The sequence below is a fragment of the Nocardia jejuensis NBRC 103114 genome (assembly GCF_001613145.1).
Classification (GTDB): Bacteria; Actinomycetota; Actinomycetes; order Mycobacteriales; family Mycobacteriaceae; genus Nocardia; species Nocardia jejuensis.
The window spans coordinates 317,794-339,244 of sequence record NZ_BDBU01000019.1 but is presented as its reverse complement, the minus strand read 5'-3'; the positions used below and the strand labels follow the sequence as shown (position 1 = coordinate 339,244).

Here is a 21,451-nt window from a genome sequence, read left to right as displayed (position 1 = left end):
GCGGTCAGTGCGGCCGCGACGCCTCCGCCGGTGGCGCGTCCTAACGGGGCCGGTCGTGCGGCGGTGCCGCGATGAACACCCCGCTGGTGGTCGAGGAACGCACCTATGGCGGCTGGACCACGCCACGCCGCGAGGGCCTGTGGGGGATGGGCTGGACAGTCTCGGTACTCGGGTTCGTCGCGGTGGTGATCGCGCTGCTGATGCTGATGCTGATCGGCCCGATCGCCGGGGTGAGCGTCGGCGCGATCGAGCTTGTGCTGCTGGTTCCGCTCGCGATCTCAAGCGGTGGCCGGACCGGATACGAAAGGGCGATTCTCATGATCGGCTGGATGCGCACCTGCCTGCGCCGGGAAAACCTGTACGCGGCGGGAGTTTTCTCCCGCTTCGGCACCTGCAAACTCCCCGGCCTGATGGCCACCTCCAAACTTTATGAGGGGGTGGATGCGGCCGGATACCGGTTCGGCATGACCCACATGCCCTCGCATCACCTGTACACGGTGATGGTCAAATGCTGGCCCCAAGGCGCCCGCGCGGTCGATCAGGACCGCATCGACCAATGGGTCGGCGCCTGGGGAAACCTCCTGGCGACCTTGGGTGAGAAGCCCGATATCGAGGCGATCACCGTGGTCGTGGACTCCATGCCCGAAACCGGAAATCGCTTGGCCACCGAGGTCAACAATCTCACCGTCGACACCGCTCCGGAACCGGCGCGGCTGATGATGGCGCAACTGGCCGAACAACTCCCGTCCGAATCGGTGCGCATGGAGTCCTGGTGCTCCATCTCGTTCAAGGCCACCACCCCGGCGCGGCGCAAGGTGCCCGCGGAACAAGCCGAGGAGATCGGGCGGCGTCTGCCATTGATCGTGGCCGCGCTCGCGGACGCGGGTGTGCGGGCACGGCCGATGACGGGCGAGGAGATCATCGCCGTGGTGCGCCGGTCCTGGGATCCAGCCAGTGAAGCAGACCTCGAGGAGGCCGCGGAACTGGGTGAATCGCATGGGCTCACGTGGGATGACGCGGGGCCGGTGCATCACGATGAGAAGCTCGGGCATCTGCTGCACGACGGCACCATGTCCGTCACGTGGGAATGCGACGGCGCTCCGGAAGGGGTTGTGCGCGAACGCGTCCTGCAACGCCTGCTGGCCCCGAACGATCAGTTGCCGCGCAAACGCGTCGCGGTCATCTACCGGCCGCATTCGGCCGGGGACGCCGCCGATATCGTGGACAACGATTACAAGGACGCGCTCGTCGCGGCGCAAACCGAGCGTGGGGTGGGGTCCGCGACCGCGGCGATCCGCGTGGAAGCCACCGAACAAGCCCGCGGTGAACAAGCCCGCGGGCACGGGGTGACCCGGGTCGGGTATCTGATCACGGTCACCGCGCAGAACGACACCGAGCTGCCCTCGATCGAGGCGATCACCAAAGACCTTGCCTCACAAACCCGGTTGAAGATTCGCCGCTGCTACCGGTATCAGGCCGCGGCGTTCGCCGCGAGCATGGGCGCAGGCGCCCTGCTTCCCGAGATGAGCTCGCTACCGAAGGTGGTGAAGGCATCATGAACCCCCTTCGCCACCGCCCCGGCCGCCAGCGCGTCACCAAGACCGGCACCCGCAAGGCCACCAAGCAACCCGCCGTCCCGCCGAAGAAAACCGCGAAAGCAGTTGCCACACAGACCGACCCGACGAACAAGTCCGGCGGGTTCGGCACCACGCTCCTCTCACCCGCTGACCGCACGCGCCTGGAAAATCTGGCGTGTACCGGCAATCCCGTGCAGGCGGCCTACGCCGGATTCCGGATCAGAACCGACGACAACCGGTTGCGCGTCGTGGGCGACCCCGCCAAGACCGGCACCGTCCCGAATAAGAAGAAGCCTCGTAAAGGCCAGATCCGGGTCACCGACCGCGGCGCGGAGGGCCCGGGCGGCGGGGTGTCCCGGTCTGTGGGCACGATGCCCGAATTCCGTGCCACCACCGCGCAGATCGCCGGCCTGTGGCCGTGGTGCGTCGGCGCTGGAGCCCCGGTCATCGGCACCCCGTTGGGTCGTCATCTCGATACCGGCGAGCCGGTGTGCTTCGACCCGATGAACTGGTTCACCCGCGGTGCCTTCATCACCGCCCCGAGCCTGTTCGTGCTGGGCCTCAACGGATTCGGCAAATCCTCCCTCGTGCGCCGCATCGTGCTCGGCGGCATCGCCCAAGGCATCACGCCCCTGGTGCTGGCGGATGTGAAACCCGATTACCGGGACACGATCGCCATGTGCGGTGGTCAGGTCATCGATTTGGGATACGGGCACGGCAAGATCAACCCCCTCGATGCCGGTGTCATGGGATCGGCGCTGCGGCGCTTGCGCGCGGAGCACCTGGACCTGGATGCGACCAACCTGGCTTCGGAGATCCGGGCTCGGCAAACCACGCTCGTCGCGGCGCTGGTCGAGTTGGTGCGCGGGGAGAAGGTCCGCGACTTCGAGGACACTCTCCTGTCCACCGGCCTGCGCATCTTGTTCACTCCCGAATCCGAGGGTGGACGTGGATTCGACACCACGGCCCCGCCGACCCTCGCGGACCTGGCCGAGGTGATCGCCACCGGCGGACCGGAACTGATGCTCGACGCGGGCGCGCGCACTCCGGAGCAGTACGAAGACGCGATCATCGCGTTGCGGCGCTCGATGCGCGCGCTGACGCAGGGCCCGTTCGGACAGGTATTCAACGGTGCCACGACGGTCCCGATCGATATGGACGCGGTCGGGGTGGTCATCGATGTCTCCCATATCCCCAAGGGCGACAAGAAACTCAAGGCCGCCGCGATGCTCACGTGCTGGAGCGCCGGATTCGGGGCGATCGAAGCCCTGAACCTCCTGGCCGAGCTCGGGTTGGAGCGCCAGCGCTATTTCCAGGTCGTCATGGACGAACTCTGGCAGGTCCTGGGTTTGGGCGAGTTCATGATCGACCGCGTCGACGAGCTCACCCGCCTGCAACGCGGCCTGGCGACCTCGCTGATCATGATCTCCCACTCGATCCGCGACCTCAAAGCCCTAGGCGCCGCAGCCGATCGCGCGGTCGGATTCCTCGAGCGCTCGCGCGCGAAGATCCTGGGCCCACTCCCGGCGGACGAGCTCGAAGCCCTCGACGGGGTGGTGAAGCTGACCGGCACCGAACAAGCCATGGTCACCTCCTGGTCCGCGCCCCAAGCGCTCACCGGTGAACCGCTGCGCCCCGGTGCTCCGGTACCGATCGCGGCCGGGGTGGGCAAGTTCCTGCTCAAGGTCGCCGAGGACCGCTCCCCGGGGATCCCGTTCCAGATGGAACTCACCGACGTCGAAATCGCGTCCGGGATTCACGAAACCAGCGCCAAATTCAGCACATTCGGTCGCACCACGTCACCTGGGAGGTTGGCGTCATGAGCGCACCCGAACGCCGCTACGGCCCCATCGACGAACGCATCCGCCACGCCGCCATCGCGCGCGTGCGTGAGCTCTCGCCGTCGCAGATGTCCCGGACCGCGGCCGCCAAACGCGTCGCCGAAGACATCGGTCGCCACTTCAATACGGTCCTGTTGTGGGTCGCGGCCGAGGACGGCCGGTCCCCGAGCCGCAGCGTGCCGCGCTTGGAAGCGGTCGTGGAGCACCTCAAACGCGAACTCGCCTGCTCACAAGCTCTGAACCAGGAACTCGCGCAAGCACTCACCGACCAGGCCGGCCGGGCTTAGCGTCATGAAGCAGCCGTCCGCGATCCTGTTGTGCGTCCTGGCCTTCTGGGCCGCGACGGCGATGATCGTGGTCGTGTTCATGCTCGGGGACGACACCCCCGACTGCACCCCCGCCGGGTCCACGGCACCGACCAGCACCACACCGGCGACGAACACCGACACCGTGCTGGTGGGCGACGCGAAACCCGCTCCCGCTCCGGGGCCGGTGGCGTCGATGGGGTCGCGGGTGTGGCCGGTCGCGCCCGGAAGCTACGAGATCAGCGACGTGTTCGGCTCACGCGGCGGCAGCCACAAGGGCGTGGACCTGGCCGCACCGGCCGGGACACCGATCTACGCCGCGATGGACGGCGTGGTCGCCGAGTCCGGGCCCGCGTCCGGGTTCGGGGAATGGATCGTGCTCGACCACAACGACAACGGCGCCCAGGTCGGCACCGTGTACGGGCACATGTACGCCCAAGACCTCCTCGTACACGCCGGGGACCAGGTCAAGGCCGGACAGCAGATCTCCCGCGTCGGGTCCAACGGTGAATCCACCGGCGCGCACCTGCATTTCGAGGTCTACCTCGACGGCGGGCGCCTCACCGGCGGGCACGCGGTCGATCCGGTGCCGTGGCTCGACGGCGCGAGCGCCCCGTCCGGACAGGGCGAGGCGGCGAAACCTGTTGCGCCGCCGTGTCCCACGACACCGGGCGGGGGAGTGGACAACCTACAACCCGGGAAAGTCCCGCCGGATTTCGAACCCTGGTACCGCAAGGCCGGGGCGTTGTGCCCGCAGATCTCCTCGAGTCTTCTTGCCGCGCAAGGCCGCCAGGAAGGCGGCTGGAGCCCTGATGGCGGCGCGAAAGTCACCGCATTGAGCGAGACCGGTGCGCAGGGCCCCGCGCAGTTCATGCCCGGCACCTGGCAGTCCTGGGGGACCCCGGTCGATGAGCAGGGCAACCCCACCGGGCCGCCCGGAACCGGTGACGTGCACAAACCGTCCGACGCGATCATGGCCCAAGGCCGGTTCATGTGCCACATCGCCGAAGCGATCGACGGCTGGATCGCCTCGGGTCAGGTGACCTGGTCCGGAGACCGGCGCGTGCTGTATCTGGCGGGCTACAACGCCGGCGAGGGCGCGGTCCTGGCCTCGGGCGGATTCCCTTCGGGGCATTCGGATTACGAAGTCCAGACCCGCCCGTACGCGGACAACATCCTGGCGATGGAACCCGAATACCGGGCCCTGGTGTGAGACGGAGGAGACGGTCGTGAAACGCACTCTCGTACTGGTCCTGGCCGTGGCGGTCACCGCGCTCGCGGCCGCCGCGCTCGTGGTGACCCTGCGTACCGCCCACCAGCCCGCGACCACCCCTGAGCACGGCGGGGATGCGGAGTACGAGATCACCGGCCCGGTCCCCTCGGGTGCCGGGCCGGGACTCGCGGCCCAGCAGGGGCTTTCGGTGATGTTCTCGTGGCAGCCGAACACCGATCCTTCGCCCGGGGCCGCGCTCACCCGCGCCACGCCGTGGCTGGCCGGTCAGCTCGCGCGTGAGGCGGGCAGCCCGCCCGCGACCGGGATCAAACCTCTTAGCGAGTGGGCGCGGTGGCGCGAGGCCGGGGACATCGTGGTCGCCACCGCCCACACGAGCGGCGTGCGTGTGCCTACCGACAGCACGGCGGTGGTGAGTGTGGCGCTCACGCAGACCGTGCTGCACCGCGACGGCACCAGCACCCGGTGGCGGGTCATGAACATCGACGCCAGCACCGTCTCGGGTCCGGACGGATGGCGACTGTCCGCCTACACGATCACCCGATAACCCTTCTGTCCCTTTTCGTTAGGAGGTCACGATGCCTGCTCGCAACACACCCACCCGCACCGGTAAAAAGACTGTTCCGTTCGATGAATCGGCGGCCGCGTGGGCTGCGTGGATGTCCGCGTACATGACGCGCACCCGCCGCCGCTACCTCGCGCACACCGATTTCGAGGGCGCGGACATCGTGGATCGCCCCCTCGAGGTCGCGGACAAGGGCTATGGCTGTTATCGCGGTGATCCGCTGTGCCGGATGCAGACGGCGCTGGATTTCGAGGTCGAGCAACTACACGCGGCCGCGCATACGTGGCGCTGCCGCGCAGAGCGCGATGACGCGACTGACACCGACCGGGTGATCGAACTGCACACTGCTGATCTGCTCGAGGCCGCCGCCGAGGAGCTGCTGCTCGTGCGCCGCCGCGTGGGCGCCGCGATCACCCGCAAACGCCGCCAGACCCGCACCGCCACGACCCGGGCGGGGCGCACGCGGGCTCGCCGCGCAGCCTGACCGGGCCTCTGAAATGACTGCCACGCAAAGGATCTTGCTCATGGCGCACCCGCCGAATTCTGTGACGGCTCTTCTCGCCCTCGGGTGTGGTGGTGAGCGGGGAGCGTGAGGGCGGGCTCCCGGTCTATCTGTGGAGAACCGCCCCACCGCACCTGCGGACCCGCCGTCAGCTGCGCGCGCTCGGGTTGAGTCCCGGCCGCCAGGACATCGCGGCGAAGATGATCCGCCCGCGCCGCCGCCGTGGTCCGTTGCTGGCGTATCTGTTCCACACCGACAAGGCGGTTCCCACTCGCACCGATCGCTCACCGGCGCAGCTCGCGGCCTTGGCCGCGGCGAACCGTGAACGCCAGTTCGCGGCCGCCGAGCGGCGGGGCATCTCCCGCGACGAACTGCTCACCCCTGGTGACCCCGGCCCCGGATGGGACACACCGATACCGGATCGCGTCGTCGCTGCACCGCTAGTTCCCGCGGACCCGGAACCGGTGACGCAATCGGTTGCCGAGCCGGTCATCGCCGAAAGGGTCTCGCAGGCACCGATTCGCGTCGAGTCCGCCGTCGCGGACCCGGTCCTTGCACCGGGTCGCGCGAGTCCGCGCAGGTCGAGTACACGACGCGTCCGCTCTTCTCTCCCTGCAACGAAAGGCACTGCCATGCAACACCATGAAGACGAACAGATCGTCACCGAGACCGCGCAACTGGTTCACGCCGGCGCCCAAGCGTTGATCGCTGCCCGGCACGAGGTGCGCCGGTGGGCGAGCCAGCGCGAAGCGGTCGCGACCGCGCAGCGTGAACGCAAACCCGGGTTCCTGCAACGACTGTTCGGGCGTCGCAAGGACAAAAGCAGCGGCGCCGAGCGTAAACCGGGGCTGTGGCAGCGGTTCTTCGGTCGACGCAAAGACCGCGACACCGGTGTGCAGGCGGGCGCGAACACTCCGGCCGCTGTCGCCCCGCAGGCCGCCGCTGCGGTCAACGCCCCGCCGGTGGCCACTACCGCGCAGGCCGCGAACACGCAGGCCACCCCACCCGCCGCGGCCGCCGCGAACACTCCGGTGACGGCGCAGGCCGCCCAAGACGCGGCGCAGGCGACTGCGCTCGAGCAGACGATCGGTAAGTGGGCCGCGGCCGAAGCGTCGCGGGAGTACGCGCAGCAGGTCGTGCGCGAGTGGGAGCAGCAGGTCGCGGAGCTGGACAAGGAACTGACAGCGGCCGGGCTGGACCCGGACTCGATCCGCGTCAAGGCCGCGCAACCGCAGGTAGATATCGAGCGCGTCAAACGGCTCGCCGCGCAGTACACGCGCACGGACCTCGAAGCGGCCCTGGCGGTGCAGGACCAGCAAGAAAAAGCACCGGCCCAGGCACAGACCACGGCCGCGACTCCGGCGCAGCACACCCCGGCGAAAGCAGCAGCGAAGACTCCGGAAAAGGCGGCGGCGAAGAAGGCTCCGGCCAAGGCCGCGACCGCCGCGAAGGGCTCGGCCACCACGAAATCCGCGCCCAGCACCACCGCATCGACCACGACGGCGCAATCCGCGACGAGCGCGACGAGCAAGGCGAACACGGACCTGGTCGGAGCCTCGACGACGGGTAAGAGCACCACCACGACGGCGCAAACACCTCCTGACCCGCAGCAACAGCAACAGCAGCAGGCCACGCAGCAGGCTGCGCAAACAGCTGCGGCGACCGCTGGTGCGGATGCGGGCGTGGCGCCGTGAGCACCCGTCGCGCGGCCCCGGCACAGCGAGTATCCGGGGATGTCATGGTGATCGCCGTGTTCGGGGTCCTCGCGGCGGTCCTCGCAGTGGCCTACACATCCTGGTGGGCCGCAGCACAACTCGGAGAAGGACTCCCGGAGGATCCGTGGACGCACTTCACCGCGGTGCGGTCCTGGCCCGCGCTCGCGATCGTGTTCACCGCGATCACCGAATCCGCTGTGGTCGGCGCGGGAATCGTTGCGGGGCTGCGCACGGTGCGCCGTCACGAAACCGATCGGCGCGCTGCGGTGATGGCCCCGCCGCGCCGGCTGAGCGAGGTGTCGGGGGCTCAAGCACGCGCGAAAGCGGTCCGATTACGGCAGGACACGCAGATCCGCGAGCCCGGCGACATCGGAATCGAGTGCGGCCGCACCGTGATCGGCGATCACCGGGTCTATATGAGCTGGGAAGATGTCGGCACGTGTTTCGGCGGGCCGCGCACCGGCAAGACCGCGGCGTTCGCGATCGGCGCGATCTGCTCCGCGCCCGGCCCGGTCCTGGCCACCAGCAACAAACGCGACCTGCACGATCACACCCGGGGCGTGCGCGAACAGGTCGGACAGGTATGGGTGTCGGACCTGCAAGGCCGATGCGGACACCCCAGCCAGGACTGGTGGTGGAACATCCTGGAAGGGATCGACCGGCTCCCGACCGCGCGCCGGTTGGCCGGGTACTTCCAATCCGCCGAAGCCATCGCCGATGCCCGCAGCGACAACTACTTCGAAGGCGGCGCACGGGAATTGGCGGCGCTGTACCTGCTGGCAGCCGCGGTCGGTGGCGGGGACATCATGCACGCCTATTCCTGGCTCTCGGACGAGGAGGACCCCCTCGCGGCGAAAATCCTGGACGAGGAAGGCCACATGATCGCGGCGATGAAACTGCGCACCGCGCAAGGGCTCAACCCTCGCCAGCGCGACGGCCTGTACGACATGGGACGGCGGATGCTCTCGGTGCTGACCGATGACGCGTACGCGCGCACCGTGGTCCCGCCGATCCGGGTGCGGTTCGCCGCCGACACCACCGCCCTGGCGGACTGGGATCCGGGCACCGACCCGGACCTGGTGCAATTCCGGCCCCAGGCGTTCATCACCTCCACCGACGCGCTCTACCTCCTGTCGAAAGAGGGCGCGGATTCGGCGACCGCGCTGGTCACCGCCCTGGTGGGGCGGATCCTAGATCACGCGCTGATCGTCTCGACCCGCTCACCGGGCGGCCGGTTGCCGACACCGTTGGTCGGGGTCCTGGACGAGGCGGCGAACGTGTGCAAGTTGACAGAGCTGCCGTATCTCTACTCGCACTTGGGATCTCAAGGGATCGTGCTGCTCACGTTCCTGCAATCCCCCGCCCAAGCCTCGGAGGTGTGGACCCCGAACCAGCTCGATCAGCTGGTCTCGGCCTCGAACATGCACATCTACGCCGGAGGCGTCCGGGATGTGAAATATCTGCAATCGATCGCCGATCAGATCGGGGAACACGACGTGGAACGCTGGTCCCGCAGCACCGGACGCGGCGGCGCATCCAAGTCCCAATCCTGGTCCAAGGAAATGACGTTCACCGTGCAGCTGCTCGCCTCGCTGCCCAAGAACCGCGCGATTGTTCTGACCTCGGGCAACGACCCGGTCCTGGTCCGCAAAGTCCCGTGGAGCGACACCCGGCACGCCGCGGCGATCACCGCGTCTCTGGCCAAATACGAACCCACCCGCAAGAAGGGACTCCCGGCATGAGCACGGACGGATTCGACGACATCGACGACACCTTCGCCGGCACCACCCCCACCGCACCGCCGCCGGAGGGGGACGGGGCGATCGATTACCTGTATTCGAGCGTGTACGAGTTCGTCACCGAATGGCTCGCTCTCGCAACGTCATTGAAACTCTCTGATTTCGGGCGCGGGCGCGTGTTCTGCCGTCGCTGGTTCGAACACCCACCGGTCGTGGTGCGCTTGGACGCGTTGTGGCGGGCGTGGGAGAAAGCCCGCCGCAGCGGCGACGACAAAGCCATGCACGGCTGGTGGGTGTACGACTACGACGCCACGATGCGCGAGATCACCAACGGTGAGGTCGGGCCGATGCGATTGTGTTCCCCGACCAAACACCGCGACACCCCCAGCCTGGAAGTCGATCCGGTCCCCGCGGACTACATCGCGGTGGTGGCCAAACCCAACAGCCTGTTGCACGTGCTCACCCCACCGATCGACCCGCGATCCAACTAGGGGCGGGTTGTGGGGCGCGCGAGCATGGTGTGTCTGACCGGACATTCGATCCGGCTCGATGCCATGCGTGCGCGCCCCGAGCGGTACGGCCGGCTGGCCGCGACCGCGAAAACCGTGGACGGGCACGGATGGTGCCTGTGCCGGGGCGAACCGTTGCGCCTGGTGATCCGGTTCCGCAACAGCAGGTATTTCCTTGCCCGTTGGCCGGGCGAAGGTTCTGCGCATGATCCGTCGTGCCCGTTCCATCAACCCGACGAAGCCCTGACCGGGCGCGCCGCGTACGCCGATACCGCCATCGTGGAAGGGCCCAGCGGCACGACGATTCGGTTCGATGCCCCGCCACCAGCAGCACCGTCGTGTCCTTGTCCGGTGCCGAGGACGAACTCGGCGACCACACCAGCGGTGGGCACCGCACGGTCGGACTGCTGGGGTTGCTGCACTACCTATGGGAAGGCACAGCTCTACCCAGTCCTCGTTGTCGATTGCCTTGCTGAGGGACCGTCGTGCCTCCAGTCGTGGGACCACCGACGACTGGCACAATAGTGGAACGGGTTCTCGCAACGATCGATCGGCCGGTGCCGCGTTACCGGACGACTGGCACGCGGCATAGAGGTTGTCTGGATTATGTCGGATATTACGCTGTCGGAAGTGCTCTGCGTGTCTGTCGCCATCGAAGACGGCCCCATAGATCGTCAGCGTTAGACGCTCGCGGGTCCGGTCGGCGGCAGTTGTGGACGATCGAGCGCACGTTCGGGTGGCCGTCGACACGCGAGCACTGCGAGCAGACCGGGAAATACGCCCCAGACAGTTACCAGCACCAACCAAAACACCGGTGGTTGCGAGACCGGGCCAGGCTCGGGATGCTCGTTAGTCACAGGTATGAGAACCCTTGAGTACCACACGAGCCAGAGCGCGAAATCAGCGAAGAACAACGAGCAACCACCAAGGATCACCCACGTCCGCCCACTCACAGCACCAGCGATCAATGCCACACCCGCTATGCCCGCGACAATCAGCTTGGCAACGGCCAGGGCGTGATTGCCTGCCGAGACCTCCTCGTCAGGCACACCTTCGACCAGCAATGCGAAACCGTAGAGCAACACCAGAAAAGCAGCGACACAGGCACCGAGCCAGGAGAAAACGCGCGTCCAGCCGCCCGATGACAACAACATGACGGCCATGGTAGTTAAGGACCATCTATTGCCGGTGCTCCCACGAATGGCGACATGGTGGTCCCTTCACGCTGGCAAGCACCATCCTCGCCGTCATGCCTGCTCTCCTCTGCTCGGACTCGTGCCTTGGCGTGTCGGCTTGCATGGTGCAGAGAAACCCATGAACTTGTCATGGCGGCCGCGCTGCAGGTCTTCCTCAAATCGGTCCGGTATGACCACACCGCGCTGGTGCTTCCGGACTTCGTGCTCACCGATACCAGCGTGCTCACCGTGATCGAGGTGTGGGGCCTGGACAGCGAAGAGCACTTGCGGCGCAAGGCAATCAAGATCGCAGAATACGACCGCGAAGGCACCAACCTCATCGGATGGCGACCATCGGAACCCCTTCTGGCTATCGGCAACGCGCTGTAATACCAAATGGCGTGCATATGCGGGGCTGCGCAAATTTCGGCGGTCTGGACCACCCATCTTTGTTGGCCAAACGGCGTCCATCAGGCCCTCAGATGTAGTGGAGGCCCGGCAGTTGCCTGCCGAGCCTCACTAGCTACACAGGGTAACGCCCGCTGTTAGCGACGGCCACGAACCCAGCGGAATCGCATCACCGTAAACAAGCTAGTCGCCGCTACGAAAACGGCCACCGCTGCATTCGGATCAACGCATACCCCTGTCAGCACGGCGATGGTGACGCTGACTGATACAGCGATCAGAGGGCCGTAGTCTCGGCCTCGACCTTTGCCTGAGTTCTGCTTTTCGCCACCGACCTTGTGCGCATGCTCGGCTCCGTCACTGTGCTCATGACTTGTGTCTGAGGGCTGGGATGCAGCCGCGCCATCTCCAGCACCAGACGAGCCTGTTTGATGATCTTGTCTTTCGGATAAAGTCACAGGGGTCCTCAGTTGCCTAGTAACCACACGGGGATCAGATACCGCCTCCGTTCGAGTGCAATCGAACGGAGGCGGTCTTGCCTCACTATCAGGCACCTATGACGCTAGATTCAGATCTTCGATAAATCTGCATCTCGTGTGTAAATTCTTTGTTCCCCAATGCGGCCCTGCGATCAGCGGCGTAACCCACCCTGCTGTGATGGTCCTCAACTCGATACTCGATCTAAAACTGTTGCAGCAGAACAATATTCATGAACGCGTGCAACCGCCAACACGTTGAGCATTGCGACGGAACGCTGCTAGGGCTGTGTTAACTGCGTACGCGATCCGCAGCGACAACGCGACAAGTCCTCAGCATCCGCGCGAGCGTCCAACTCCGATCGAGGGCATTTTGAACCGCATTGTCGGAAGCCGATGCAGCCCCGCACCCGTCTGTTCGGGTGTGGGGCTGTAGTGCGCCGAAGATATTCGGGGTCAGGCGGTTTGGTCGTCGATCGCGGCGACCGGAGCGTTCTTCTGCACCGAGGCGATCCCCGCCAGAGCGTTGGCCTTGTTCTCGTACGCCTGGGACTGGGCGATGATCTCCCCGTTGCCGGCCTTGAGCCGCCACCGGACCTTGCTGGCAGAGTCCTTGAAAACCTCGAACTTGGCAGCCATTCGGTTACCTCGCTTTCGATACGGAAACAGGACTATTCGAGCCGTTCTCCCTCGACGCTAACGCTTCTATCGGCCGGAATGCGGTTCCGCGAGAGAGTTTCGTCGGTCCGATTCTCGGTAGCTGTCGATATGCTGCGGAGATGGTGGCGCCGCCGGTGCCGGCACCGATGCTGGCCAGTGCCGGACGGTGGCCGGTGCCGTCCGGGGACTGGGGCGCGGAACTCAAATGGGACGGCCAGCGAGCGATATGCCGCTGCGCCGGCGGTGAGGCCCGGTTGTTCAGCCGGAATCGGCGGGAGATCACCTCGGCGTACCCGGACGTGGCCGCCGCCGTGACGGCCACGGCCGCAGAGCGGGACCTGTTGCTCGATGGGAGCTCATCGCCCCGGATCCGCACTCGCGCACCAACGCACCGAGTTTCGCCCGGCTGCAACGCCGCATGCACGTCACCCGCCCGACCTCGGCGCTGTTGGCTGCGGTACGCGCGGAGTATGTGGTGTTCGACGCGCTCGCGGTCGGGGCGGACTCGGTGATGGGGCGCCCGTATCTGGCGCGGCGTGAGCTGCTCGAAGGCCTCGGGCTCGAGCGTGACCGGATCCGGGTGTCGCCGTTCTGGTGCACCACCGAGGTCAGCGCTGACCGGCTCTTGCAGGCCGCGGGTGAGTCGGGAATGGAAGGGACCGTGCTCAAGCGTCTGGACTCGGTGTACGAGCCCGGCAAGCGGACGCCCCGGTGGCTGAAATACCCGATCCGGCACAGTCTTTCGGCCGCGATCATCGGCTACCTGCCCGGGTCGGGCGCGAACGCCGCGACACTGGGCTCCTTGGTGTTGGCTGCTCCGGACGCGCAGGGCCGGTTGCGCTACATCGGGAGCGTGGGCACCGGATTCACCGCCACCGCGCGGCGGACCATGCGCGCGGCGCTGGACGGGCTCGCGCGCGACACGAGTCCGCTGCTCATGCCGGTCCCGGATTCGGTGCAGTGGGCCGCGCGGTGGAGCGAGGCAGTGTTTGTCGCGGACATCTGGTACCGCGAACAGGGTCCGGATGGGATAGTCCGGCACCCGAGCTTTCGGGGAATCCGTCCGGATCTGACCGTCACGCAACTGCCGCCCAGCGACGAGTAGAAGCCATCCGAACTGCGCTGATACACGCTCCTGAACCGGTCGGCATGCCCTCGTGCGTGCGCGATGCGACATCGCTGCCCTCGGCTTCGCGGGTAGCGGCCGATGCTCGGGTACTGTGCGTGAATGTTGGATCGGGGGATGCACTTTCAGCCGGAAGAGGACGATCCGAAGCGCGTCGAGCTCAGTCGCGGATTGCCGGACGGCGTTGTGCGAGCAACGATTTCCTATCACCGCGAGGGTGGGTTCCGGGGCACTCGCGTCGTGCCTCGATCAGAGGCGGAGTTCGCTCAGCTGACCGAATCGGGCGGACCCGACTCCCCTCGGAGTAACGCTGCGGTGCGGTTGACGCTATCGGAGGCCAAGGACTATCTCGCTCAGGTGCAACGCCGGATCGAGGACCTCGAGGACGAGATCAAGCGCAGGCACGAGGCAGTGGATCTGGTCTGCTCATGCAGTGGTCGACAGCGCAGCTATCTCGGTGTTCTCGGGTTCGTCGTCGGTCACAGACGCATGTTGACCGACATGCCACAGGAGACGAGTCAACGTGTTGTCGATCAGCATGCCTACCAGTGCGATCAGTGCGGTTCGATGTTGTTCTTCGCCGCAGGGATTTTGGCCCACCCATTGCCAGGCGGACCGTCGAGCAGGGACCGGCGGTGAATCCGAGCGCCCCTCGGCGTTCCATGAAGGTCCTCAACTGATCGGTCCGATCTCCAATTACCCATGGAAAAAAGCGACTGTAATCACGGGTAATTGGCGGTGGTGATGCTGCGGTTGCGGTTAGGCGCGCCTACTTGTCGGTGACCGCTGGCATCCTCGAGACTTGAGGAGTGCACGGAAGGCGGTGAGAGCGGTGAGCGGTAGCGACGGCGCGCGATGGGCTCAAGAAATGGCCGATGCGGATGCGACGGATCCGTTCGTGCTCGATCCGCGGTTCCGACTGTGGCTGGCGGTGCGGCCCAGTGTGCGCTCGGGACGCCCGCCCTCGCCGCGCACGCTGGACAAGTACACCCAGCGCATCGCCCTCTACCTGCACTGGGTGCGCGCGAATATCGCCACGCACCCCGATGCCCTGCGCACCGGTGGCGGCCGCGACGGCGCGGTGGCGGCGTATCGCGATCACCTGCTGGTGAGTTTGCGCCCGACCACGTTCAACGTGACGTTGTCGGCGTTGAACGCCTTCTACGTGTGGCTCGAACTCGGGCCGGTGCAGGTGCCGGCCGAACGTTTTGATCGCGTGATCGGCCGCCCGTTGACCGGCGCCGAGCAATCGCGGCTGATCGCGGCCGCCCAAGCCCGCGCAGCGCATACGCCGTTGATGCGCGCGCGGCGGGCCCGAAACCTGGCGCTGGTGATGGTGCTGATCTACGGCGGCTTGCGCGAAAGCGAAGCCGCGGACCTCGACTGCGACGATCTGGTGCTGACCGGTGCCCGCAGCATTGTGTGGGCACCGGTTCCCGGCGGGGAGCTGTGCCAGGTCGCGGTACCCGCGAGGGCGCACACCGCGCTCGCGGAATGGAACCTCGAACGCGCCGCGATGGTCGGGGACCTGAACATCAGGGCGTTCTTCCTGGCATGGGGCCGCAAGGGCGGGGTGCGCCGGTTGTCGGTGTCGCAGATCGAGGCCATCGTGCGCGATCTCGGGCGCGCGGCCGGATTGGGGGACGGGATCGCGCCGGGGATGTTGCGCAGCACGTACGCCCAGCAGGTAATCGCCGCCGAAACCGATGTGGCGCGGGTGCCGCGCAAACTGCGGCAGGTCAAGGCGGACATGCCCCAGATCCTCACCCTGCGCGCGTGCGCCCCGGCACCACATCCGGGGCGCGCGCACTCTCGTGAGGACTCGAACGATCAACTCGCCCTGGACTTCTGAATACCAGCTCCTCGGCATGGTGGGGCGCCGCCGGAGTCCTGGTCCTGACAGACTGCTCCTCTGTGACAACCGATGAGGGCGAGCGCACAATCCGGCCCAGGTCCATGCGCGACGCGCAGGCACGCACGCTGGGGCGAATACTGCTGGGAGCAGGTGGCGTGGGAACGCTGATCGGGCTGTTCGTGCCGCTCATGCACTATCCGGGCATGCACAGCGACTACTCGGTGATGACGTCGGCGCAGGAGCTCGGTACGCCGGGCGTGTGGTGGGTGTTGGTCGGGTCGGTGATCCTGGCGATCGCCGCGACGCTGTTGTTCGAGCGGGTCCAGACCCGCTCGAGGCTCGGCGCAGTCCTGATCCTGGCGTGTGTCGAGGCGTTCGGTGTGCTGGCGGTCTATGCGATCGCGTTCACGCTCATCTGGTCCGATGCCCGCGATTTCACCCATTCCACCACTCGCGGGCGCGGCCTGGTCGAGGCTGATTTCTCCGTTGCTGCGCTGATCCCGTTCCTGTCGTGCGGGCTGATCGTGGCTGGTGCGCTGTGGTGGTGCCTCAACTCTCGTGATCGGGACGAGGTACCGGGACAGGAACTCTGAGGGCAGCTGATGTGCTCAGGTGTTTCACTGGAAATCGCCGTCAGCTGACGTTCGGCGGCTGAGGTCGGGTGTTTACAGTTCCGCGCCGTGGTCCAGATCGCGCCCGGTCTCGGGGTGCGGCGGCAGCGCCTGGTCCCGCTCGTGCGTGGGGGAGTCGGGGGCGGTGGTGCGCAGGCGTTGTTCGGCAGCGGCCTCGGGATCGGTGAGGGCGCGGCGGCGCGCCTTCTCCGCGAGCGCCTTCTCCAGCCGGGCCGAGAGGGTGGTGCGGGCGGTGGTGCGGCGGGCGCGGGACTGCTGCGCGCGCATCTCTGCGGTGTGCGCGGTCTCGAGCTCGCTCGCGCGGGTCGCGTCGGTGTCGCGCTCGAGGAGGCGCAGCCACAGCCTGCGTGGCGCGCCGGCGGCGATGGCGGTGTGAATCGCCTGCTCAGCGGTGTGGCGGGCGTCGTGCACTGCCTGCACGTTCGCGTGCCACACCTCGCGTGCGGCCGCGAGTTCGGCCGTCGCGTCGCGGCGCGCGGCGACCCGGATCCCGGGCAGCGCATCCAGGCGTGCCTGCGCGGCGGCCATCTGTTCGGCCGCGGCGGTGAGCTGGAGTTCGGCGTGCTGGGCTGCATCGAGTGCGGATTGCGCGGTGCGGATGCAGTCGGTGCGCGAGCGCAGGATCGCGTGTTCGGTGGTGAGCGCGTCGACGGCATCCGGGGTGCGCTCGTGGGACAGGTCCATCGGATCCGGGACACTCGCCGCGGTGCGTAGTCGCGAGATTTCGTTGTCCAGGGCGGTGTTGTCGAGCATGCGGATCGGGTCGGCGTGCATGGAGTGCATCCGCTGCAAATCCCGCAGTCTCGTGATCTGGTGTGCCAGATCGAGGGCGTGGTCCTCGACCGCTCGATCGGTTCCGCGATGGCGTGGCGGTACCGGCGTCGGGGCGGGCGCGGTGAGGGGGTCGCCGGTTTCGGCGTGATGCTGGGCCAGGACGATATCGGCGCGTGCGGCCAGGACTGCGGAGGCGTCGCGGCCGCGCAGCAGGGGTACTCCGTGCTCACCGTCGGTGATCTCGCTGATCAGCGCGGCGGTATCGAGTCCGGCGGCGTGCGCGGCGGCGAGGGTGTCGCACAGGTGGATGTAGTCGGGTCCGTCCTGGACCTGCTGGTGCAGTCCAGCGGGCAGGGTTTCGGCGAGTTGATGGCGCGCCCAGTCGCGCCCGAGTACGTGGACGCGGTGCTCGTAGTCGCTGTGCAGGCGCGCGAGGCGCGCGTCGAGATTGTCGGTGTCGGCGGGGATCGTCAGCGCGTCGGCCAGATCGCTCAGGGCCGTGACTCGATCGGGAGTTGTAGTGAGTTCCTCGATCTGTGCGCGGTTGCTCAGGCGGTCGTGGAGCTCGTCGGCGAAGTCCGCCAGCTCCGCGTCGATTCCCGGGTAGCGCGCAGGGACCGGCGGCACATCCAGGCCGGGCAGATCTCGAAGGGCGCGGAAGCGGTCGGTGCCAGCCTCGGAGATCCGGCCGATGGCGCGGGCGATGTGCCGGTCGGCGCGGGCCCGCAGGACCGCGGCCGGATCCTCGGTGTCGGGTAGCCCGTCTTCGGTGGCACGCCACCGGTCGGTGGCGATCAACCCGACCAGCTCGATCACGTTCACCTCGTGCTGCTCGGCGCGATCGAGGGTCTCGAGCAGTGTCGAATAGTGTGGGGACTGCTGGAGCTGGGCCAGCAACGAGAACGGCACGGCGCGCGCGAGCAGATCGTCGAACCGGGCGGTGAACAGGAGTTCGCGGGCATGGTCGTAGGTCTCGCGCAGCCGGTCGGGGTCGTCGGCGCGGGCGGTCTCTTCGCGCAGGGTTTCGGTCGCGCTGATGTTGTCGTCGCGGCGGCCCAGCTCGCGCAGCCACACTTGGTGTTCGGTGAGCGCCTCGTCCGGGGCGTGGTGCAGATCGGGTTCTGCCAGGACGTCGGTGGCGAGGAAGATGCCGTTGTATTCGCTGCCGCGTGTGAGTCCCACGTAGGCCAGAGACCGTCCCAGCGCGGACCCCATCAGGACGTAGGCGCGGCGCACGGTCATTCCCTGAGCGCGGTGCACGGTGCTGGCGTAGCCGAGCTCGGTGTAGTCCAGGACGTACTGGGCGGGCAGGTGCACGTGGCCGTGGTGTGCGATGCCGGAGACGGTCAGTGAGCCGTCGTCGTGCACGGTGCGTACGCGCCATTGTTCGCCGTTGTCGACCGGGTCCCCGGCGCGGTAGCCGCCGGTGATTCGCAGGCGGGAGGTGTTGCGGCGGGTCACCACGAGATCCCCGCAATGGGCGGTGTGTCCGTCCGCGAGGTCGGCGCCGGGGCTGTCGGTGTCCACGTGCCCGCGCTGCGCGTACGCCGATTGTGCGGCCGCGTTGAGCATGTGCACGTCCTCGAGGGTGGCGGCCATCATGAGGCTGTCGAGGCCTTCGTCGAGGTCGTCCAGGTGCGCGGTGAGGATCTGTTCGCGCAGCTCATAGGCGAGGCCGGAGACCACGCGGCCGGAGGATTTGTAGAACTCCCACGCGGTGTTCGGGTTGCCGTCGCGTACGTGTAGTGAGGCTTGGGCTTCGTCGGGATCGCGGAACCGCACCACCTCCTGCAGTGTCGGGGCGTGGGTGTCGTTGGCGAGCAGTCGCAGCGCGCCGCCGGCTTCGACCGCGGAGAGTTGGTGGGGGTCACCGATCCACCGCACGACTGCTCCGGTCTCCTCGGCCAAGCGTTGGAGGGCGTGCAGGTTGTGGGTGGAGGCCATGCCTGCCTCGTCCACCAGCAGCATCGCCCCGGCAGTGATACCGGTGTCCAATCCCTTGGCGTGCAGGGTCAGTACCGCGTCGATGGTGCGGGCGGGAACACCGATTTCCTCACCGAGCACGCGCGCGGAGCTCTTCTGCGGTGCCAGCGCCATCACGTCGCGGCCGTCGCTGATCCACGCGTGTGACACTGCCCGCATCGCGGTGGTCTTGCCGGTGCCGGCGGGCCCGACCGCGACGGCTAAGCGGGTGCCCGAGGTGCACAGGTGTCGCACGATCTCACGCTGTCCGGCGTTCAGTTGCTGGCTTCTCCTGGCTTCGGTTTCGGTGATCGCGGTCTGTACTGCGGTCGTGGTGAGGAATTGCGGGGTGGGAGTGCGGGCGGCGTCCAGGAGCGCGGTTTCCGCATCCAGGATCGCTTCGCTGGTGTAGCGGATAGTGGTCGCGGCGCAGGTGTCGTAGACGTTCTCCCCGCCCTTGCGAGTGAGGGCAGCAGGGACGGGATCGGGGTCGATACTGAGCTGAAAGCATCGGGCTCTCACCTCGCTCAGGACCTGCTCCACCGCGTCGCGTTGGGCGTGATCGGAGTCGAACCGGCACAACGCGACTCGGTCTTCGACCGCGGCACGGATGTGCACTTCGGTCCAGGTGGGGCGGCGCCGCGAGACGGTGTCGAGGACTTCGATGGCGAGTCGGTCGGGGTCGTAGACCGCGCGATCGGCGGCGGTGGCGGCGCGGTCCACGTGATCGAGCAGGTGATTGTCGTTCGCGGGGTCGAGCAGGTGAGCGACGTGGGCGGCGGCTGCGGACCGGGCATGGTCACTCGTGAATTCGTACCGGTCCAGGGCGTGCTCGATCGCCGCGTGGATGTGGCTGCGCGCGGCCTGTTCGACTCCTTCGGTGCCTCCGAGGCGGATCCCGGCCGCGATCGCGGCGTGGGTTGCGTCGTACGGGCGGATCGCGTCCGGGTCGTGCGAAAGCCGGATCACGTCGGCGGCGAATTGCTGTGCTGTGCGGCCGTCATCGAGCAGCAGTTCGGTCTCTTCGGCCCATTCGGTGAGCATTTCGCGCAGCGTCTTCGGGATCGGTTTCGCCGCGCGGCTGGCCAGGGTCGCGGCTTGCGCGAGGTGGATTTCGGTCTTCTTGCTCGGGTTGCGGCCGTGCTTGTCGCGGTACTCGCGCACCAGGGTTTCGGTGGCGCGCAGGATGTCCGGACGGCGGGAGAACGCGGTGATGAGCTTCTCGGGCATGTCCGCGATTTCCAGGACCGGGGCCTTGTTCAGGCCGTTGCGGTAGCGCTCCTGGAACCGCAATCCGAGGCGGCGCTGCAGCTTGCCGATCAGGGTTGCGTTGTACTGGCACGAGAGCGACACCGTGGCCGAATACAGCGCGCGTGCGTCGAGGGCGGACCATTTGCCGTCCGAGCCCAGCACCCGCGAGGACACCACGGCGTGGGTGTGCGGGTTGGGGTCTCCGACGCGGTTGTCGAAGTGCTGATAGAGGGCGAAAGTCAGTCCGTCCGCGTCGATCTGGCGGACCCCGCCGGCACCGCGGCGGGCCAGGGCGTAGCGGGTTTGCATCATGTCGAGGGTCTCTTTCATCGCCTCGTCATGGCATTCCCAGATCGTCTGTCGGACATCGTCGTCGGCCAGTCCCCACAGGACGGACACCGATTTCTGCGGGGTGAACACGCAGTCGTAGGCGGCGACCGAACGCGCCAGGCGGCGCTTCTCATCCGCGAGCGCGTCGTCGACGTCGGCGGGGGAGGGGGCGTGCCCGAGCTCGTCGAGCAGGTGCTCGCGTGCGGCGTGCTCGCGCATCGCCGCCCATTCCTCGCGGCTGGGCGGGCGCTGTTGTTCGGCGAGGAACTGGGCTTTCGCGTGGTCGTACAGGGCGGCGATGGCGGTGGGGCCTTGCCCGCGGCTGTGGTGCCCGGAGCCGAGTTTCGCCGCGGCCAAGGCCTCGGCGGTGCTCGCGCCGCGGCGCAGGGCATCGAGGATGATCAGGTCCGCGTCCGGGTGGATGCCTTCGCCGTACAGGGCGCGCATCTGTTCCTCGGTGACGTCTCCGGAGACCCGCAGGATCTCGGCTCCGCGACCGTGCCATTGCCCGGGCGGGGTTCCCGAAGCGAGGTAGTAATCGGTCATCGCCTGGCCGGGTACGCGTGCTCGGTCCCCGGTGGCCACCGTCCGTGTGAGGTAGGTGTAGCCATCGCCCGCGTGAATCGGGTGGATGGTCATCACAAGATCGATAGTGCGCGCAAATTTGCAGCTACGGAAGGGTTGAGACCCAAAATTCACAATAGTGCAAGAGGTGTGTGCGTGGAGAAGGGCTTTAGAAGGTGTTGGTGGGGTCGTAAGGGTGAATGCCGGCGGGGTACGGGCTGATGGCACAGAGAGATGGTGCGAGACAGGAATGGGGA

18 protein-coding genes and 1 pseudogene are annotated in these 21,451 nt (G+C 67.3%); 16 read left to right on the top strand and 3 right to left on the bottom strand.

The annotated features are described in order from the left end of the window. The first annotated feature begins 71 nt into the window (after positions 1-71). From NJ1_RS16695 to NJ1_RS41020, 10 genes are all read left to right on the top strand, one after another. Positions 72-1,559, top strand: coding sequence for an SCO6880 family protein (locus NJ1_RS16695; RefSeq protein WP_067694639.1), 1,488 nt, complete (start codon positions 72-74; stop codon positions 1,557-1,559). After that, positions 1,556-3,400, top strand: coding sequence for a putative type IV secretion/conjugal transfer ATPase (locus NJ1_RS16690; RefSeq protein WP_174557085.1), 1,845 nt, complete (start codon positions 1,556-1,558; stop codon positions 3,398-3,400). The genes NJ1_RS16695 and NJ1_RS16690 overlap by 4 nt, the downstream gene beginning before the upstream one ends. Next, on the top strand, positions 3,397-3,705 hold the full coding sequence (locus NJ1_RS16685) for a hypothetical protein (protein ID WP_067694636.1): 309 nt from the start codon (positions 3,397-3,399) through the stop codon (positions 3,703-3,705). Before NJ1_RS16690 ends, NJ1_RS16685 begins: the two co-directional genes overlap by 4 nt. A gap of 4 nt (positions 3,706-3,709) precedes the next feature. After that, positions 3,710-4,936, top strand: a complete 1,227-nt coding sequence (locus NJ1_RS16680) for a peptidoglycan DD-metalloendopeptidase family protein (protein WP_067694634.1) — start codon at positions 3,710-3,712, stop codon at positions 4,934-4,936. A 16-nt stretch (positions 4,937-4,952) separates the two neighbouring features. Then, on the top strand, positions 4,953-5,501 hold the full coding sequence (locus tag NJ1_RS16675; protein ID WP_067694632.1) for a hypothetical protein: 549 nt from the start codon (positions 4,953-4,955) through the stop codon (positions 5,499-5,501). A 31-nt stretch (positions 5,502-5,532) separates the two neighbouring features. Continuing rightward, on the top strand, positions 5,533-6,003 hold the full coding sequence (locus NJ1_RS16670; RefSeq protein ID WP_157574044.1) for a hypothetical protein: 471 nt from the start codon (positions 5,533-5,535) through the stop codon (positions 6,001-6,003). Positions 6,004-6,095: 92 nt separating this feature from the next. Next, a complete protein-coding gene (locus NJ1_RS16665) occupies positions 6,096-7,715 on the top strand; it encodes an RRQRL motif-containing zinc-binding protein (protein ID WP_157574043.1) in 1,620 nt (539 codons plus the stop codon). After that, on the top strand, positions 7,712-9,478 hold the full coding sequence (locus NJ1_RS16660; RefSeq protein WP_157574042.1) for a type IV secretory system conjugative DNA transfer family protein: 1,767 nt from the start codon (positions 7,712-7,714) through the stop codon (positions 9,476-9,478). Before NJ1_RS16665 ends, NJ1_RS16660 begins: the two co-directional genes overlap by 4 nt. Next, positions 9,475-9,966 carry a DUF4913 domain-containing protein gene (locus NJ1_RS16655; protein WP_067694618.1) on the top strand — a complete coding sequence of 164 codons (492 nt, stop codon included), beginning with the start codon at positions 9,475-9,477 and terminating at the stop codon, positions 9,964-9,966. Before NJ1_RS16660 ends, NJ1_RS16655 begins: the two co-directional genes overlap by 4 nt. Positions 9,967-9,990: 24 nt before the next feature. Continuing rightward, the gene (locus NJ1_RS41020; protein WP_157574041.1) at positions 9,991-10,509 is read left to right on the top strand and encodes a DUF1173 family protein; all 519 of its coding nucleotides are present in this window, start codon (positions 9,991-9,993) and stop codon (positions 10,507-10,509) included. A gap of 155 nt (positions 10,510-10,664) precedes the next feature. Here NJ1_RS41020 and NJ1_RS39180 read toward each other — a convergent pair whose 3' ends face one another. Beyond that, positions 10,665-11,138 (bottom strand): hypothetical protein, encoded by a 474-nt coding sequence (locus NJ1_RS39180; RefSeq protein WP_157574040.1) that lies wholly within the window; start codon positions 11,136-11,138, stop codon positions 10,665-10,667. A gap of 171 nt (positions 11,139-11,309) precedes the next feature. Here NJ1_RS39180 and NJ1_RS16650 point away from each other — a divergent pair, with 171 nt between their 5' ends. Continuing rightward, positions 11,310-11,549 carry a hypothetical protein gene (locus NJ1_RS16650; RefSeq protein ID WP_067694615.1) on the top strand — a complete coding sequence of 80 codons (240 nt, stop codon included), beginning with the start codon at positions 11,310-11,312 and terminating at the stop codon, positions 11,547-11,549. Positions 11,550-12,496: 947 nt separating this feature from the next. On the opposite strand, the gene NJ1_RS16645 is transcribed toward NJ1_RS16650, so the two are convergent. Beyond that, on the bottom strand, positions 12,497-12,679 hold the full coding sequence (locus NJ1_RS16645; protein ID WP_067694612.1) for a YegP family protein: 183 nt from the start codon (positions 12,677-12,679) through the stop codon (positions 12,497-12,499). A gap of 140 nt (positions 12,680-12,819) precedes the next feature. Here NJ1_RS16645 and NJ1_RS40535 point away from each other — a divergent pair. The 5 genes and pseudogenes from NJ1_RS40535 to NJ1_RS16625 form a co-directional block, all read left to right on the top strand. Next, positions 12,820-13,364 (top strand): annotated as a pseudogene (locus tag NJ1_RS40535) (ATP-dependent DNA ligase); the annotation flags it as partial. Further along, positions 13,350-13,805, top strand: coding sequence for an ATP dependent DNA ligase (locus NJ1_RS40530; RefSeq protein ID WP_245717421.1), 456 nt, complete (start codon positions 13,350-13,352; stop codon positions 13,803-13,805). The pseudogene NJ1_RS40535 and the gene NJ1_RS40530, both read left to right, overlap by 15 nt. A 123-nt stretch (positions 13,806-13,928) precedes the next feature. Continuing rightward, the gene (locus tag NJ1_RS16635) at positions 13,929-14,465 is read left to right on the top strand and encodes a hypothetical protein (RefSeq protein ID WP_067694609.1); all 537 of its coding nucleotides are present in this window, start codon (positions 13,929-13,931) and stop codon (positions 14,463-14,465) included. A gap of 229 nt (positions 14,466-14,694) precedes the next feature. After that, entirely contained in the window at positions 14,695-15,678 is a 984-nt protein-coding gene (locus tag NJ1_RS16630; RefSeq protein ID WP_067694607.1) for a tyrosine-type recombinase/integrase, read from the top strand. Between the two features lie 62 nt (positions 15,679-15,740). Then, complete coding sequence (locus NJ1_RS16625) at positions 15,741-16,274, top strand: hypothetical protein (protein WP_157574039.1); 534 nt, start codon at positions 15,741-15,743, stop codon at positions 16,272-16,274. Positions 16,275-16,346: 72 nt separating this feature from the next. On the opposite strand, the gene mobF is transcribed toward NJ1_RS16625, so the two are convergent. After that, complete coding sequence (gene mobF / locus NJ1_RS16620; protein ID WP_067694600.1) at positions 16,347-21,269, bottom strand: MobF family relaxase; 4,923 nt, start codon at positions 21,267-21,269, stop codon at positions 16,347-16,349. Positions 21,270-21,451 lie beyond the last annotated feature (182 nt).

Bases quoted from the DNA above. Each gene is read 5' to 3' on its own strand.
- NJ1_RS16650 (WP_067694615.1), top strand. From the start codon at position 11,310: ATGGCGGCCGCGCTGCAGGTCTTCCTCAAATCGGTCCGGTATGACCAC.
- NJ1_RS16680 (WP_067694634.1), top strand. From the start codon at position 3,710: ATGAAGCAGCCGTCCGCGATCCTGTTGTGCGTCCTGGCCTTCTGGGCC.
- NJ1_RS40530 (WP_245717421.1), top strand. From the start codon at position 13,350: ATGGAAGGGACCGTGCTCAAGCGTCTGGACTCGGTGTACGAGCCCGGC.
- NJ1_RS41020 (WP_157574041.1), top strand. From the start codon at position 9,991: ATGGTGTGTCTGACCGGACATTCGATCCGGCTCGATGCCATGCGTGCG.
- NJ1_RS16685 (WP_067694636.1), top strand. From the start codon at position 3,397: ATGAGCGCACCCGAACGCCGCTACGGCCCCATCGACGAACGCATCCGC.
- NJ1_RS16695 (WP_067694639.1), top strand. From the start codon at position 72: ATGAACACCCCGCTGGTGGTCGAGGAACGCACCTATGGCGGCTGGACC.
- NJ1_RS16670 (WP_157574044.1), top strand. From the start codon at position 5,533: ATGCCTGCTCGCAACACACCCACCCGCACCGGTAAAAAGACTGTTCCG.
- NJ1_RS16655 (WP_067694618.1), top strand. From the start codon at position 9,475: ATGAGCACGGACGGATTCGACGACATCGACGACACCTTCGCCGGCACC.
- NJ1_RS16630 (WP_067694607.1), top strand. From the start codon at position 14,695: ATGGCCGATGCGGATGCGACGGATCCGTTCGTGCTCGATCCGCGGTTC.
- NJ1_RS16635 (WP_067694609.1), top strand. From the start codon at position 13,929: ATGTTGGATCGGGGGATGCACTTTCAGCCGGAAGAGGACGATCCGAAG.
- mobF (WP_067694600.1), bottom strand. From the start codon at position 21,269: ATGACCATCCACCCGATTCACGCGGGCGATGGCTACACCTACCTCACA.
- NJ1_RS39180 (WP_157574040.1), bottom strand. From the start codon at position 11,138: ATGTTGTTGTCATCGGGCGGCTGGACGCGCGTTTTCTCCTGGCTCGGT.
- NJ1_RS16690 (WP_174557085.1), top strand. From the start codon at position 1,556: ATGAACCCCCTTCGCCACCGCCCCGGCCGCCAGCGCGTCACCAAGACC.
- NJ1_RS16645 (WP_067694612.1), bottom strand. From the start codon at position 12,679: ATGGCTGCCAAGTTCGAGGTTTTCAAGGACTCTGCCAGCAAGGTCCGG.